At 28.2% G+C, this 16,144-nt stretch carries 19 protein-coding genes; 10 read left to right on the top strand and 9 right to left on the bottom strand.

Features of this window, described 5'->3' with window-relative positions; translation table 11 throughout:
• Positions 1–119 precede the first annotated feature (119 nt).
• The 3 genes from GIL12_RS02810 to GIL12_RS02800 form a co-directional block, all read right to left on the bottom strand.
• Positions 120–563: an ATP-binding cassette domain-containing protein gene (locus GIL12_RS02810; RefSeq protein WP_163468831.1), complete on the bottom strand. Its 444-nt coding sequence runs from the start codon at positions 561–563 to the stop codon at positions 120–122.
• Positions 564–650: 87 nt separating this feature from the next.
• Positions 651–1,709 (bottom strand): DNA polymerase IV, encoded by a 1,059-nt coding sequence (gene dinB, locus GIL12_RS02805; protein WP_163468830.1) that lies wholly within the window; start codon positions 1,707–1,709, stop codon positions 651–653.
• 80 nt (positions 1,710–1,789) lie between these two features.
• Positions 1,790–2,170, bottom strand: coding sequence for a VOC family protein (locus GIL12_RS02800; protein ID WP_163468829.1), 381 nt, complete (start codon positions 2,168–2,170; stop codon positions 1,790–1,792).
• Between the two features lie 161 nt (positions 2,171–2,331).
• Between GIL12_RS02800 and GIL12_RS02795 the strand changes: the two genes are divergently transcribed.
• On the top strand, positions 2,332–3,099 hold the full coding sequence (locus tag GIL12_RS02795) for an RNA methyltransferase (RefSeq protein WP_163468840.1): 768 nt from the start codon (positions 2,332–2,334) through the stop codon (positions 3,097–3,099).
• 1 nt (position 3,100) lies between these two features.
• Entirely contained in the window at positions 3,101–3,904 is an 804-nt protein-coding gene (locus GIL12_RS02790) for an HAD family hydrolase (RefSeq protein WP_163468828.1), read from the top strand.
• Positions 3,905–3,952: 48 nt separating this feature from the next.
• Here GIL12_RS02790 and GIL12_RS02785 read toward each other — a convergent pair whose 3' ends face one another.
• Positions 3,953–4,414 carry a YbaK/EbsC family protein gene (locus GIL12_RS02785; protein WP_163468827.1) on the bottom strand — a complete coding sequence of 154 codons (462 nt, stop codon included), beginning with the start codon at positions 4,412–4,414 and terminating at the stop codon, positions 3,953–3,955.
• Positions 4,415–4,563: 149 nt separating this feature from the next.
• On the opposite strand from GIL12_RS02785, the gene GIL12_RS02780 reads away from it, so the two are divergent.
• The 3 genes from GIL12_RS02780 to GIL12_RS02770 all read left to right on the top strand — a co-directional run bounded on the left by GIL12_RS02780 (position 4,564) and on the right by GIL12_RS02770 (position 5,943).
• Positions 4,564–4,746, top strand: coding sequence for a hypothetical protein (locus GIL12_RS02780; protein WP_163468826.1), 183 nt, complete (start codon positions 4,564–4,566; stop codon positions 4,744–4,746).
• 106 nt (positions 4,747–4,852) lie between these two features.
• Complete coding sequence (locus GIL12_RS02775; protein ID WP_163468825.1) at positions 4,853–5,398, top strand: toxin-antitoxin system YwqK family antitoxin; 546 nt, start codon at positions 4,853–4,855, stop codon at positions 5,396–5,398.
• Positions 5,399–5,421: 23 nt separating this feature from the next.
• Positions 5,422–5,943 carry a nitroreductase family protein gene (locus GIL12_RS02770; RefSeq protein ID WP_163468824.1) on the top strand — a complete coding sequence of 174 codons (522 nt, stop codon included), beginning with the start codon at positions 5,422–5,424 and terminating at the stop codon, positions 5,941–5,943.
• Positions 5,944–6,015: 72 nt separating this feature from the next.
• Here the strand turns inward: GIL12_RS02770 and GIL12_RS02765 are convergent, their stop codons facing one another.
• From GIL12_RS02765 to GIL12_RS02745, 5 genes are all read right to left on the bottom strand, one after another.
• Positions 6,016–6,879, bottom strand: a complete 864-nt coding sequence (locus GIL12_RS02765; protein WP_203522489.1) for a DMT family transporter — start codon at positions 6,877–6,879, stop codon at positions 6,016–6,018.
• 127 nt (positions 6,880–7,006) lie between these two features.
• Positions 7,007–8,326: an amidohydrolase gene (locus tag GIL12_RS02760; RefSeq protein ID WP_163468823.1), complete on the bottom strand. Its 1,320-nt coding sequence runs from the start codon at positions 8,324–8,326 to the stop codon at positions 7,007–7,009.
• Between the two features lie 33 nt (positions 8,327–8,359).
• Positions 8,360–8,815 carry a hypothetical protein gene (locus GIL12_RS02755; protein ID WP_163468822.1) on the bottom strand — a complete coding sequence of 152 codons (456 nt, stop codon included), beginning with the start codon at positions 8,813–8,815 and terminating at the stop codon, positions 8,360–8,362.
• Between the two features lie 2 nt (positions 8,816–8,817).
• Entirely contained in the window at positions 8,818–9,681 is an 864-nt protein-coding gene (locus GIL12_RS02750; protein WP_163468821.1) for a DUF3100 domain-containing protein, read from the bottom strand.
• Positions 9,682–9,813: 132 nt separating this feature from the next.
• Complete coding sequence (locus GIL12_RS02745; protein ID WP_163468820.1) at positions 9,814–10,365, bottom strand: hypothetical protein; 552 nt, start codon at positions 10,363–10,365, stop codon at positions 9,814–9,816.
• Between the two features lie 199 nt (positions 10,366–10,564).
• Here GIL12_RS02745 and GIL12_RS02740 point away from each other — a divergent pair, with 199 nt between their 5' ends.
• The 5 genes from GIL12_RS02740 (at position 10,565) to GIL12_RS02720 (ending at position 16,058) form a co-directional block, all read left to right on the top strand.
• Positions 10,565–11,905 carry an MATE family efflux transporter gene (locus tag GIL12_RS02740; RefSeq protein ID WP_163468819.1) on the top strand — a complete coding sequence of 447 codons (1,341 nt, stop codon included), beginning with the start codon at positions 10,565–10,567 and terminating at the stop codon, positions 11,903–11,905.
• Between the two features lie 214 nt (positions 11,906–12,119).
• Positions 12,120–12,797 (top strand): pseudouridine synthase, encoded by a 678-nt coding sequence (locus GIL12_RS02735; RefSeq protein ID WP_163468818.1) that lies wholly within the window; start codon positions 12,120–12,122, stop codon positions 12,795–12,797.
• Between the two features lie 234 nt (positions 12,798–13,031).
• Positions 13,032–14,000, top strand: a complete 969-nt coding sequence (locus GIL12_RS02730; protein ID WP_163468817.1) for a site-specific integrase — start codon at positions 13,032–13,034, stop codon at positions 13,998–14,000.
• A gap of 356 nt (positions 14,001–14,356) precedes the next feature.
• Complete coding sequence (locus GIL12_RS02725; RefSeq protein WP_163468816.1) at positions 14,357–15,601, top strand: SulP family inorganic anion transporter; 1,245 nt, start codon at positions 14,357–14,359, stop codon at positions 15,599–15,601.
• The gene (locus tag GIL12_RS02720) at positions 15,591–16,058 is read left to right on the top strand and encodes a methylated-DNA--[protein]-cysteine S-methyltransferase (RefSeq protein ID WP_239056040.1); all 468 of its coding nucleotides are present in this window, start codon (positions 15,591–15,593) and stop codon (positions 16,056–16,058) included. Before GIL12_RS02725 ends, GIL12_RS02720 begins: the two co-directional genes overlap by 11 nt.
• The last annotated feature ends 86 nt before the right edge of the window (positions 16,059–16,144 follow it).

Raw genomic sequence — 16,144 nt, 5'->3', positions numbered from 1 at the left:
TAAAGATTTTACTGTTTCTCCTTTCAACCTTCTTTCATAAATTTCTATTTTTTGTTTATTTGTTAATTTGGACATAAGAAATGCACCCTCCATCTTATTTGTCTAAGATTTTGGGTGCACTACATTTCAATTCTTTTTATTTCTCCCCCAGAAAAGCTATCATCTAAGGTTCTATCAAGATAATCCTCTGGACAAAGTCCAACATCCTTCAAAGGTTTATAAATATTTTTATTTGCATCTCCCTTTGATAATTCAAGTAATTTTCTAACCTTTAATCCTTTAAACCTAGCTGGAGTTTGGAAAGCATACCCAATTCCTTTTTTACTTCTTTCCACAATAGTTGAGTTAGTAATATCTTCCCCATCAAGGGTTAAACTTCCCTCTTCACCATTTTCAATTCCCATAATATATTTTGCTAATGTTGATTTTCCTCCACCATTTGGTCCAGTGATAACATAAATTTTCTTTGGATCAAATTCTAACGAAACACCATCTAATATCTTATTTTCTCCTAGCTCATCTCTCATACTAAGATGAACATTATTTAATGACAAAACTGCCATATTAACTCCTCCCTTTAGCTGTGTAATTTTATTAAGCTTTCCTAAATTTTCCCTATTTATTATTATACCAACTTAAATATTTGATTGTCAACGAATCATTTTTAATTTTAATTGCCTAGTTTCCTCTTTCACTAAATTTTTAAAAGATATTCCTAAAAGCCTAATTTTTTTATCCTTAAAGTCTATTGTTTCTAAGAGTTCATCAACTATAAACCTAAGAAACTCTTTATCCTTAGTTGGAAAACTAATAGTTTTTGATTTACTAATTGTCTTCATATTATCATATCTTACTTTTATGGAAACAGTTTGAATAAGAAAATTTTTAGAGATAACTCTATTAAAACTTTTATCATAAATATCATCTATATTCTTAGCTATTTCCTCTTCTGTTGATATTGGAAAAGAAAAAGTAGATTCATTTCCTATTGAGTGAGTTGGTCTATTATATTTTACTTCCCTATGATCAATACCTCTACTAGATAAATAAAGAAGTTTACCTCTAGACTCACCATATTTTCCAACAAGTTCCTTATAAGTATATTTTAAAATATCTTCAACAATATATATTTTGTTTTTATTTAAAATTTTCTCAAATTTTTTACCTACCCCTTGAATTTTTCTAATTGATTTATCCTTCATATATTCAGTGAACTCTTCCTCAGTTTTAAAAATATATTGGCCACCAGGTTTATTTATATCACTAGCAATTTTAGCAGTTAGTTTATTAAATCCAATTCCTATTGAACAAGTTAAACCTGTTATTTCAAATATTCTCTTTCTAAAAACTTCTCCAAATTTTTCTATTGAATCATAATTATGGATAACATCAGTCATATCTATATATCCCTCATCAAGGGCTATAAATTCTATTTTATGAGTTATTTTTAAAACAAGCTCATGAATCCTATTTGATTCATAGGAATATTTTTTCTTGTTAACAGGAACAACAACTAAGTTAGGACATAATTTTTTTGCTTCATATGTGGACATGGCAGAATGAAGGCCAAATTTTCTAGCCATATAATTAGCAGTGGTGACTACTCCCCCTGCAACAACTAAAGGTCTATTTTTATATTTTTCATTGTCTCTCATTTCAATGGAAGCATAGAAGGAATCCATATCATAATGTACGATTATTTTTTTCATATATCTCCTAAATTATCTTGTAATTAGTATATAACTCTCATACATATATTAAACCCTTTTCAACAATAAATCAATAGAGTCTAGGCTACTAACTCAATAGTATTTCCTTCTGGATCTAAAATTATACTTTCATAATATCCATCCCCAGTAGTTCTAGGATTGCCTATTATTGTAAAACCTTTATTTCTAAAAGAATCAGTAAGTTTATCAACTTCCTTTTCACTTCCAATTTTAAAGGCTATGTGAGCAATGCCAAAAGTTAAAGGGTTTCCCTCTTCTTTTATATTAGTGGACTCCATTAGCTCCAACCTACATCCATTGGTGAAGGTTATAAAGTAGGACTTAAAACCTTTTTTATTATTTTCATACATATTATTAGACCTTCCATTGAAAAAATCACAGTAGAAATTTTTCATAATCTCAATATTCTTTGTCCAAATAGCAATGTGTTCAATTATCATTTATCTCTCCTTATTAATATTCTTTTTCTATATTATATCAGTTAACCTATAGGTTAGGAAATAAAAATATCTTAAGAAGGGAGAAATAGATTTCATTGAAATATTCTATATTTAATGATACAATAAGATTATACTTACAAAACATTATAAAAGGAAAAGCCATGTTATATATAAACAGTAAAGAAAATAATACTTTTAAAAGAATTAAAAAATTAAAACAAAAGAAATATAGAGATATTGAAAAATTGTTCCTAGCAGAGGGAATTAAATTTTTAGATTTTAGTAGAAGTCCCAAGTACATTATTATAGATGAGGATTTTGATTATAAGAGGATAGAGGATAGAATAGAAAAGTTTAGTTGTGAGAAAATTATACTTCCCTCTTCATTATTTTCAAATATTTCTTCCCAAGAAAATTCTCAAGGTATAATACTAGTATATTCCTACGAGGTTAAGGACATAAAAAATATAGAAGACAATGTTGTTGTTTTAGATAAAGTATCTGATCCAGGGAATCTAGGAACTATAATAAGAACAGTTGATGCTGCAGGGCTACGAGATATAATCCTTACAAAGGGAAGCGTAGATGCCTATAATGAGAAGACCATAAGAAGTACCATGGGATCAATATTCAATATTAATTTATACTATATTGATGATGAATCTTTAATTTCTTTTTTACAGTCAAATAATTATAAAATGATCAGTGCAACTTTAGAAAAGGATTCAATTTTATATAATCAAATGAAACTAACAGAAAAAAATGCAATTATCTTTGGAAATGAAGGAAATGGAATTTCTAGAAATATAATAGATGCATCAGATGAAAAAATAATTATACCTATATATGGAAGTGCTGAGTCATTAAATGTAGCTATGGCATGTGGAATTATAGTTTATAAAGCAAAAGAGTTATTGGAGGTAAAATAATTTGAATAAGTACAAAGCAGTAATATGTGATTTAGATGGAACATTATTAAATTCTAATCATAAAATATCTGATTATACAATAAGAGTAATAAAAAGAATAATTCAAAAGGGAATTAAAGTTGTTATTGCAACTGGGAGACATCACAAGGATGCAATACACTATAAGAATATATTAGAATGTGAATCTTATTTAATAGCTTTAAATGGAGCTGTAATATTAGATGAGAAAAATGAAATTGTTCAATGTCATACAATACCTTGTAAATATGGGGATAGGATATTAGATTTACCTAGGGATAAGGATATATTTATGAATATTTCCCAAGGGGACAATTGGTATTCTTCTAAGCTTAGGGAACAAGATAAGCATTTTATAACTGAATCTGGATTTTCCCAAGAGGTTGTGGACTCCTTTGAAAAAGCCAAGGGAAAAGAAATTTCTAAAGTTTTTTATATGTGTGATGACTTAAGTAAAATTGAAGAGCTTGAAAATGAACTACATAATTGTTTTGGGAACAATATAAACATAACTTCTTCTTTTCCTCAATGCATTGAAGTAATGGCAAGTGTTGCAAATAAAGGAAGTGCAGTGGAGGAAATCCTAGAAAATTTAAATTGTTCAAAGGATGAGGTTATAGGTTTTGGAGATGGATTAAATGATTATGAAATGCTTTGCTCAGTGGGAAAGGGTTTCATTATGGGAAATGCAAATCCAAAATTAAAGGAAATGTTACCCCAGTGTGAAGTTATTGGAAACAATGATGAAGATGCAATTGGTATACATTTAGCAAAATTATTTTTATAATATACAAACAAATGCTGTAGGAATTAACCCGCAGCATTTTTCAATAATTTATTTTGTAATATCTATCCAAGTTCCCTTGGTAACATTAGCTAGCATTTCCACAGAGATTTTAACTGCAGAATGGGAAGTGCCCCCTGCTGGATACATAATCTCAAATTCCTTTAAAGTTTCATCTAAATATATTTTAAGGGGATTAATTAGACCAAAGGGACAAACTCCACCTGGCTTATGTCCTGTTAAATCTTCTACCCTATCAAAGGGAATCATCTTAGCCTTTTCTTTAAAAACTTTTTTAAATTTTTTATTATCAACCTTTGCAGTGCCTTTCATAAGTATCAAAATGCAAGTGTCATCTTTTAATAGAAATCCCATAGTTTTAGCAATTTCATCTTCTAATATTCCAAAAGCTTTAGCAGCTTCACTAACAGTTCCAGTTGCTTTAGATGTTTCTATAACAGTTAAAGGTAATTTGTTTTTCAAAAAAAATTCTTGTACAGTTTCTAAACTCATATTTAAGCCTCCTGATTATTTATATTAAGTTAGATTATATCAAATTTTTCTAGAAAGTTAAAGATTAAAATTAAATATTTGGATTTTACAAAAAAAGATGTATAATATATGTGATGCAAAACAATTATACTAAAAAAGAGGTGATACAAATGACATTAGAAGATTTAAGAGGTTATCAAAGCCAACCAATATCAGAAGAAGAGTTAAAAGAATTTGAAGAATGTGACTTAGTAAATGATATTATTGACAATGGAGTTTCTCCAATGTATCCACAATTAAAATGGTATCTTTTAGAATTGACAAATGGTGAAGAGATTCACGTGTTTATCTAAATTTTTTTGTAACTGGTTTTTTTATAGTTTATGAGGTATACTCATAGTGATAGAAACAATTTCATTCTGAAAACACTATATTATCTATAAGAGGAGGCGGTCTGACATGTATAATCAATACAATGCACAGGGCAAAAAAGAAGGTTTATGGGTAAAAAACTTTAAAAATGGTAAAGTTAAGGAAGAAAAAAATTATGTTAACGGAATTAGAGAAGGTGAATATAAATGCTATTATTCCAATGGTCAAATAGAAACTAGAAAATTCTATAAAAATGGAAATCTTCACGGAACATATGAAACATTTTTATTAAATGGTGCAAGGGATGTTTCCTATAATTTAGTTGATGGAGAAATGGTAGGAAGATATGAAAGTTTTTACCCAAATGGACAAGTTAAAAAATTAAAAGTTTATGTTAATGCTCATACAACTACAACTGATATTAAATTCTATCCAGATGGAAAAGTTAAAATGGATAAAAATTATAAAGATGGTAAGTTAGAAGGAGCATACAAAGAATATTATCCAAGTGGAGAAATATACATAGATGGATATTATGTAGCTGGAGAATTAGATGGCCCTTATAAAGAATACTCTGAAGATGGAAAAATAACTGTAGAACATGTGTATAAGAATGGAAAAATTATTGAATAAATATAGTAGAATAAAGGAGAAGTATGAATTTTTTAGGAAAAAGAAGTATTAGAAAATTTAAAGATATTCCAGTGGAAAAAGAAGCATTGGATGAAATTATAAAAGCAGCTCTAAAGGCTCCAAGTGGTTTAGGTAAAGACCCTTGCGAATTTATTGTTTTTGATACAAGGGAAGAAGTTAAAAAATTATCTGGAATTAAGCCCCGTGGTGGAATATCACTTGAAACTGCAACTGCAGCAATTGCAATTTTAGTTAATAAGGATAAGGCCTCTACACTACTTGAAGATGGATCTGTTGCCACACATACAATAGGATTAAAAGCCTATGATTTAGGATTAGGTTCTTGTTGGGTACATATGGTAGGTAGACAAGCTGTGGATAATCAAAGTTCAGAAGAATTTTTTAGAAAAATAGTTCCTATTCCAGAAAACCTAGTGTTATTTGCAGTAGTTGCAATAGGTTACTCTAATGAGGAAAAACCTGAATACACAGAAAAAGATTTAAACTTTGGTAAAGTGAGCTATAATAAATATGATAAAAAATAATCAAATAATATAAATAAGAAGAGGGAAAATTAATTTTCCCTCTTCTTATATTTTATAACTATATTTAAATTATTATTCTTTAGATTGGTTAAATTTAAACATAGTATAGGCCATTATTAAAATAATAATATATCCAATTACACTAAATATATCTGGTATTTGTCCTAGGAAAGTAAAGCCAAGGATAGCAGCAAATATTATACTTGAATAGTTGTAAACTGATATATCCTTTGCAGGGGCACTGTAGTATGCAGTTGTCATTGAAAATTGTCCTGCACATGCAAATAATCCAGCAAATAAAAGATAAATAATTTGAGCTGTTGTCATTGGAACATAGGACATAGCAGCAAAGGGTAAAATACTCAAACAAGAAAATGCTGAGAAAAAGAAAACTATAAATGGGCCACCAATTCCCATTTTACCCAATTTTCTAACAAATGTATAGGCAAGCCCTGCAGACATTCCCCCACAAACACCTGCTAAAGAAGGTATTAAACTAATTGAAGAAAATGAAGGTTTTATTACAAATAAAGCTCCAATAAAAGCAAACACCACTATTAATATTTGTTTTGTAACTACCCTTTCCTTTAAAATTAGAAAACTAAAAATAATTGCAAAAAATGGACTAAGTTGTAACAGCATAGTTGCATCTGATAATAGTAAATGATCCACAGCATAATAATTACAAAGAATTCCAAGAGTTCCAAAGGAAGATCTAAAAATTAAAGTTCCTAGAGCCTTAGGTTCTATTTTCATAACTAAATTTTTTTCTCTCATTAAAATAACAAATGCAAATAAAGCTGAAATAGCATTTCTAAAAACAGATTTTTGCATTACAGGCAAGTCTCCACTAAGTCTAATAAAGAGTCCCATAGTAGTAAAAGAAAGAGCTGAAATAATAACAAATATTATTCCCTTTTTAATATTTTTATCCACAAAATCCTCCTAAATATTTTTAATAAACACACATTATATCTCACTCTATACTATCAAATATTTTATAATAACTCAAGTTATAAATAATAAAAAAAAGATCACCCTTAGGTGACCTTTCTAATATATCTTATTTTTTTATTGTATTATCAATTGAATTCATAAATTCTAAATATTCTTCCTTTGTCATAAGAGGTTTAAAATCTTTTAAAATTTCATTGGCCTTTTTAGCCTTATCAAATAATAAATCTATAACAGTTAAAGCCATTGCCTTTGCAGGATATAAATAAGCTCTTTCTTCTTCTACTATTTTATAAGTTCTTGTATGTAGAGCTCCAGTTATTCCACCGAACATAGGATGAAGTGTAGGCATAATATGAGAAACATCTCCAAAATCAAAGGATCCTGTAAAATCTCCTCCATCAACTATTTCTTCATTTTTAATTCCCATATAGTTAAGATTTTCTTTTAAAACAGCTTCCATGTTATCGTGTCTTAATATTGGTAAATATCCAGGTAACTCAGTTATCTCAATATTAGCTCCAACTGCCATTGCTCCAGCTATTAATCCTCTATTAACTTTTTTATTTGCATCAAGCATACTGTTAATAGTTCTTGCTCTAACATAGGATTCCATTCTAACATCTGCAGGAACAACATTTACAATATCTCCACCTTTAGTTATAATTGGATGAAATCTAACTCTATCTTCCTCTTTGAAAGTTTCCCTTTGGGCATTAACATTATTAATTGCAAGCATTGCAGCATTTAAAGCATTGATTCCATCATAGGGAGCAGAACCTGCATGGGCTTCCTTTCCTATGAATTTAATTTGTTTTCCAATGAATCCATTACTAACAGGTCCAACTAAAACTTTTTTATCTTGAAGATCTTGAGCATGGAACATGATACTCATGTTAACATCATCAAAGGCTCCCTTTGAAATAAGTTCTTGTTTTCCACCGAAAAATTTTATTTTTCCCTCTGCTTTTAATTTGCTTCTATATTCTAGTTGAACAAATTCCTCTGCAGGGGTAGCTATGAAATCTATTTTTCCATCAAGTTCCTTGTAGGCTCCTGATTTAATTAAACCAATTGCCACTCCAAGCATTCCAGCAATTTGGATATTATGCCCACAAGTGTGACTTGCTCCATTTTCCAAAGCATCAACATGTTCATTACAAGAAATTCCATCAAGTTCTCCAAGGATGGCTATTTTAGGACCAGCTTTTTCAGAATTTAATCTAGCTCTACATCCAGTATAGGCTATATTATTTTCAGGTTCTAAATTTAATTCATTTTTTAAAAAATTAGCAACTCTTTTAGTAGTTTCAAATTCTTTGTATCCAAATTCTGGATTTTTATAAATTTCCCTTCCAATGTTAAGGATTAAATCCTTGTTTTCATCAATAGTTTTTAAAACATGTTGTTTTAATTCTTCTTTTGTCATTATATGTCATCTCCATTTTTAAATTGTTTCCTATTAAATAATTCCTTGAGCTTTAAGTACAGCTTGAGCTATTAATGCAGAACCAAAGAAAGTTCCTGTAAAAACAACTAGTGATATTAAAACTATTTTCCAACTTAATTTTTTAATGTCATTTAATTTATTACCAACTGATATTCCAGCAGCACCAAGTATAACTGTGGAAACTGCAGAGTAACCAAATCCTTTAGTCATATCAATAAAGAAACCTTGAATTGGACTAATAGGAGTAGTTATTATAAAAGCTAGTAATGATGCCCATGCAAAGGCAGGTATTTTTAAAGGAATTCTTGCTTTTATTTTCATTGCTATAAAAGAGACAATAATTATTAATAGTATTCCTATAAATCCTTTTCCAAGATCCATAGATCCTCTAGAATTAACAAATTGAGCTATGAAAGCTGTTATTCCACATAATACAAATATTTTTATTTCGTCCATAGATTTTACCATTATTATTTCACCTCTTCTTTTTTAGAATCTTCTTTAATACCAAATATTTTTGTATAAAATGCATAAAGTTTATTAGCAAGTGGTAAAGAAACAAACAATACCATGTAAAGTCCTGTTATACTTGTCATAATATTTGAAGTTGCTGCGTAAGCAAGGATTTCATCTTGCATTCCAGGAACACTAGCAGCAAGAGATTGAGATGCAGCAGTCATCATAGATCCACTTCCCATTCCACTAGCCATAGCAAGTGCATATGGGTGAATACTAGTATTAGCAGCAAGGGATCCAAGTAATCCAAAGAATATAGTTCCAAAAACTGTTCCTGTCATATAAGTTCCCATTACTCCAAGTCCCTCAGGGGAATTGATTCCATATTTTTCTCCAATTAATCCTAAAGTTGGTTCTCTACATATACTAACTGTTGCTCCAACAGCTCCTCTTTTCATTCCAAGAGCTATAGCTATAGGAAGTCCAATTAACATTGTTCCTAAATTTCCAAATTCTTGTAAAAGTAAAGCTGGTCCAGCTTCAACAACTTTTCCTACATTTGGACCTGCACTTGCTCCTAATTTAACTCCTAAAAAAAGTAATGAATACATAACTATTTGTTCAGCTAGTTCAATTTCTCTATCATCACAAATATTTTTTAGAGCTGGTATTATTTGTCCAAGAGCATGAGGTGTAATTGCCCCTGCTATAATCATAGCAAATAACATAGGTAATAAAACAACTTTTCCCACACTTCCAAGAAGTATAATTTTAGCTCCTATTCCCTCTGCTATAATACCAATAACTATTAGCATTGAAAATAATTTAATAAATATTTCTGCCCTTCCATTTTTCATACTTAAAACATTTTCTTCCATAAATATCCTCCCAATGTATATAATCTATTTATCTAATGAGTAATAGTATCATGTTTCCTGTGTGAAGTCAACTGTTTTTCTGTGGTGAACAAAATTTCAGTAAACTAGAAAAAATGGGGGATAAGATATGAATTATTGTCTATTAAGTTTGTTTAAAGCTCTTGACAAATTACGGTTGTTTCCTATTTTTTTTAACTTTGTAAGAAGCCAGTTTAATTCTTCATCATTAATTTTCAATTCTTCCTTTATAAAGACCTCTAGTTTTTCTATTTCCCCTGGAAATAATTGTACTTTAGTGGAATTATTAATTTCTTCAATTGTTTTTTCCCCTCCAAGATAACTAAGAAGTCTTTTCCAATTGCTAATTAGATCCACCTTTCTCACTAATGCTATTATAGTGAAATTTAATTGGGGAATTTCCTTGTATCCCTTTCTCTTTAAAAAAGTAGAAACTTCCCCAGTAACATCCTTATATGTATCTGTAAGAATTTCCCCTGCTTTTTTCATATTCATGATTTTAGGTAATTTTTTTAATTTATTCTTATTTCTCAAATATTTAGAAAGGGGTATGATTTTAGCTTCCCTATAGAAATCCATTGCAAATTCATTAAAAGTCATTTCCTCTGGAATGGTTCCCTCTTCAATAAGTTCTATATATTCATCTAATTTTTCAAAATCTATCATTGTATGTTTCCTCCTAAACTATATAATATAATCTGTATAAGGTTAATTATACAGTATATAAAATAAAAAATCAATGTTTAATAATTATTGTAATTAATAATTATTAGTTATAAGTTAGTAGGGAGATTAATATATCTTGACATAAATATTAAAATAGATTAGAATGAGGGAAGGTTCTTAAAAAATCAGAAGAGGGGAGATGGTGAATACGACTAACAACTTAGGGAAAAGTTACAATTTCTTTTCTTTAATGAAATTTGTTTTCCCAAATATATTAATGATGTTGATTTTATCAGTTTATGTTAATGTTGATGGGATTTTTGTATCAAGGTATGTGGGAACAACAGCATTATCTGCTATGAATATTATGTTTCCAGGATGTTTAAGCTTGGAATTTGCAATTGGAATAATGCTTGGAACTGGTGGAAGTGCAATTGTATCAAGAAAGCTTGGGGAAAAAAGATTAGAAGAGGCTAGGAAGAATTTCACATTAATAATAATATTAGGAATAGTAATTGGAATAATAATTGCTGTAATTGGAACTAACTTTACTTATGAAATAGCAAAGGCTCTTGGAGCTAGTGATCTTCAAATATCTGCAAGTATAGATTATGGGAAAACACTATTTTTCTTTGCACCATTTTTATTTTTACAAGTAATGTTTCAAACCTTCTTTGTATCTGCAGGAGTTCCAATGTTAGGACTTTTAAGTACAGCAGGGGGAGGAATATTAAACATAGTTTTAGATTATTATTTTATAGTTATTTTAAAATTAGGAGTTTTAGGAGCAGCTCTTGGAAGTGGAATAGGATATTTAGTTCCTTCCTTTGTTGGATTAATATATTTTGGATTTATGAAGAGGGGAGAGTTATATTTTCAAAAAACTAAGTATGATAAAAAATTTGTACATAAGTCTCTTATTAACGGCTCTTCAGAAATGGTAACTAATTTAGCTCTAGGTATTACTACATTTTTATTTAATCTTTATTTTCTAAAATATTATAGGGAAGATGGAGTTGCAGCAATAACCATAGGAATGTATTTGGAATTTATTTTTATGTCTGTATATTTTGGATTTTCAATGGGAGTATCCCCATTAATTAGCTATAAGTATGGAAGTAAAGATACAGATCAATTGAAAAAGATATTTAAATACAGTGTATTTTTCATAGGTATTTCTTCAATTATTTTATTTTTAATATCTAGATTATTTTTATCTAATTTAGTTGTAATCTTTGCTCCTAGAGGAAGTAATGTATATAATTTAGTTTTACAAGGCTTTCCTTTATTTTCCTATTCTTTCTTATTTGTTGGATATAATGTTTTTGCTTCAAATTTATTTACTGCTCTTTCTGAGGGTAAAACCTCAGCTCTAATATCATTTTCTAGAACTTTAGTTTTTTTATCAGGGGCCATAATAATATTACCTCTATTTTTAAAGGGAACAGGACTATGGATAGCAGTACCAATAGCAGAAGTATTAGGATTAATAGTTTCAATCACTTTTATTTTAATAAAAAAAACAAGATATCAATATTAAAGGAAAATTCAACAAAAAAAATATTTTCAACAAAAAAAATTATATATCCCAGGGGAAATCAGCACTTTTTTATGTTTTGTTTAAATAAAGTGTTGATTTTTTAATTGTATAGGGAAAATATCCATATAAATCCCAGGGTATGTAAATAATTATATAATTATTGGTCAAATTAATGTATAATAGTAGTATAGAATAAATTTAAAAAGGGAGAAATATGAGATTAGATAAATTTTTAACAGAATGCGGATACGGTAGTAGAAAAGAAGTGAAAAGTTTAATAGATGAAAATGCAGTAAGGGTTAATGGTACTTGCAAGGTTTTATCAAAGACTAGTATTGATGAGGAAAATGATATTATTTTGTTTAGAGGAGAAAGAATAAATTATAAAAAGTTTAGATATTATATATTAAATAAAAAAGCTGGATATATAACAACAGTTGAAAATAAAGATTCAAGTGTTATGGAACTTTTACCTGAATGGGTAGTAAGAAAAAATCTTGCTCCAGTTGGAGTTTTAGATGAGGAAGCAGAGGGACTTTTAATTTTTACTAACAATGGGAAACTAAGTCATCAATTAGTATCTCCAAAAAATACTGTTCTTAGAACTTATCATGTGGAAGCTAAAAATCCAATGAGTCAAAATGATATTAGAAAATTAGAAGAGGGAATTGATATTGGTGAAATTACAACTTCTCCAAGTAAAGTGGAAGTTATAGATGGTAGAAAAATATTATTAACTATTAAGGAAGTAAAATTTCATCAAGTTAATAAAATGTTAGAAGCATTGGATAATGAAGTGACATATTTAAAAAGGATTTCTTTTGGGAAGTTACAATTGGATGATTTAGAATTGGGAGAAGTAAAAGAAATAGATTTAGAAGACATTATCTAAAATTTAATTATTTCAGATTAAAATTATTTTTTATAGTTTTTAATTCACCTTTTAAAAGTGAATTTTTAAAGCTTAGGTGTAATTAATCCAAGAAAATAATTTCATCTAAATTAGAATATTAACACAAAAGTAGTCCTATAATTAAGTATATTTAAAAAAATGTAATTTCTACATTATAAACTAAATATACTTTTTAATAGGACTATTATTTTACAGGGAAAGGGAGGTGGACATTTGGATTTATTAGTAAAGGATAAAAATGAAGTAAGTGTTAGAAGAAGAAAGAAAAAGGAAAAGAAACCTAGAAAATCAATATTTGAAATTTATAAAAGTGAAAAAACAATGAAGGATTATCTTTTCTATTTAAATAATTTCTTATCCTTTGTATATGACGATGATCATGAAATTCAACCTGATGAAATAGTAGAATTAATGTCTGACATAACAGAGGAGGATGTTGAGGATTATTTATCCCATTTACTATATGAGAGAAAATTAAAAAAGACATCTGTAAATAAAATAATATCAGCTTTAAAGTCATTGTACAAGGAATTAGAAAAACATAAAATAAATAATCCATTTAAATTTGTAAAATTATTTAAGACAACTAGAAATTTAGATAATATATTAAAAGTATCCTTTGAGGATATAAAGGAGATTTTAAAAAATTATAAAGTTACAAATGAAAAGGAATATAGAAACACTGTTATTATGACAACTTTATTTTATACTGGAATGAGAAGTCAAGAATTAATAAACGTCCGATACAAGAATATACTTAAGAGAAATGATGACTACTTTATAAAGATAGAAAAATCTAAAAATGGAAGGGAACAGTATAAACCCCTGCATCCAATTTTAATAAAAAAAATAGAAGAGTATAAAAATTATGTTTTTAATGTTTATGAATATGAGGAGGATGAAATTAAAGATCTTTTTCTTTTCCCAAGTTCCTTTGAAAAAAATACACAATTATCATATAGAGCTCTCTATAGTTTAATTCAAGAAATGGGAAAAACTATAAATTTAGATATTAGTCCACATAATATTAGACATGCTATTGCAACTGAACTTTCTGCCAACGGAGCAGATCTTCTAGAAATTAGAGATTTTCTTGGACATTCAGATAGTAAGGTTACAGAGATATATATTAATGCAAAATCTCTTTTGGACAAGAAAGTGATTTCAAAAATACCAGATTAAAATTAAAGTCCTATTAGTAATTATATTTAACAAGAAGTTAATTTTTTATGAAAATTCAGTTATAAGTATTTTATTTTAATTTTAAGAGTTTTCTATATTTTAAACTTATAAATTGTAATTGGAATAAGAAAAAATACAGAAAAACATAAAATTAAAAACTACAAAAAATAACAAACTATCAAAATAATAATTATTAAGTTGTGTGTAAAGCATATAATTAACATTATATGATATTAGTTAAGAGAACATATTAAAATAATAATTACGAGAAATAATGATTTCCCAAGTTATTAGGCTTTTGTTAAATAATATATATAACAGGACTTAAATTACAAATGAAAATGAGAGGAGTTTAGGTGAGTATCAATTACGTTAAAGTTTATAAAAAAGAATTTGAAAATTATTCTTTAAAAATTTTCATGAAAGATTTATTAGCTGGTCTTACAGTTGTGGCAGTGGCTTTGCCTTTAGGTCTTAGTTATGGAATTATTAGTGGGACTGGAGCAATTTCTGGATTGTATAGTTTTTTATTTGGAAGCATTATTATAGGAGCTCTGTCCAATGTAAGTTTTCAAGTAAATGGATCAACAGCAGTTACTCTTGGAATATTAGCTAGTTTAACTTCCATGTACGGAGCACAGGCAGTTTTTTTAACTGGATTAATTTCAGGGATTTTAGTTTTATTATGTAGCGTACTCAATTTAGGAAAATATATAAATAGAACTCCAAATGAAATTATACTTGGTCTAAATTCTGGAATATCAATACTACTAATTGCCAATCAATTAAATGAACTTTTTGGAGTTGAAGGAACCAGTGGAAGTGCCATTAAAAAAATTATCTTTGCATTATCCAATGTAGGGGATATTAACTTAGTTTCTCTAGGAGTGGGAGCTGGTACAATTGCCATACTTTTCTTATATCCTAAAAGATTAAACTATATTTTTCCAGCTTCCTTAAGTGCAATTATACTTTTTCTAATTATAAATATAAGTTTCAAATTAAACATAAATATAATAGGGGAAATTCCAAGGTCCATATTCAATGGAATATCCTTAAACTTAAGCTATATTAAATTTAAAAATATACTTCCCCTAATAGCTCCTAGTTTTTCCATAGGATTTTTGTTGATTTTAAAATCCATATCCTGTGGTTTAGCTTCAGCTAAGCAGAAGGATGAAGTTTTAGATTCAAATAATGAGTTATTTTCCCTTGGAATAGGAAATATTATTTTGCCATTTTTAGGGGCAATCCCAACAGCAGCTTCAATATCTTGTACCCAAGTTGGGATTATGAACAATCAAAAAACTAGAGTAGCTCCCCTTGTTCAATCAGTGACAATATTACTCATCGTTTTATTCTTTGGAAAATATATATCCAATATTCCATTAACTGTTTTAGCTGGTATATTAATAGGAACAGGAATAAAAATGAATAAAATAAAGGTTTTAAAAGAAGTATTCAAAAATCCAAAGGAACATATTCCCTTTATAATAACAGCTGTGGTAGTTATTATAAAGAATGTTTCCCTAGGTATAATATTAGGATTGGTATCTTACTATATATTAAATAAAATTAGGAGGGATTCTTTTGAAAAATAATTATGAATTTATATACACATGTGACCTTGGAAAGTTTTTAATTGTCCATAGTGATGAGGAAGTTTTAGAATTAAATTTTTTAAATGGAAATGAAAAGGATGCCATTAAAGAGAAGAAAAATGAATTTTCTGAAAATATAATTCTTCAGTTAAATGAGTATTTTTCAGGATATAGAAAATCCTTTGATTTAAAGTTGAACCTTACAGGAACAAAATTTCAGAAAAAAGTTTGGGAAGCTTTGGGTAATATTCCCTATGGGGAAACTAAAAGTTATAAGGAAATAGCTATTGAAGTAGGTAGTCCAAAGGCCTTTAGAGCTGTTGGATCTGCTAATAATAAAAACCCAATTCCAATTATTATTCCTTGTCATAGGGTAATTGGGAAAAATGGGAAGCTAGTAGGCTTTGCAGGGGGATTACATTTGAAGGAAAAACTATTACAATTGGAACAAAATTAAAAAAATAATAAATTACTTGCGTAATTTTATATAATTTGTTATTATTATTTTAGTTAGTGTTTTATATGCTATAATATTCATTTTAA

The sequence above is a fragment of the Fusobacterium sp. IOR10 genome (assembly GCF_010367435.1).
Classification (GTDB): domain Bacteria; phylum Fusobacteriota; class Fusobacteriia; order Fusobacteriales; family Fusobacteriaceae; genus Fusobacterium_B.
The sequence above is the reverse complement of the archived record's forward strand: the minus strand, read 5'-3'. Positions and strand labels throughout refer to the sequence as shown.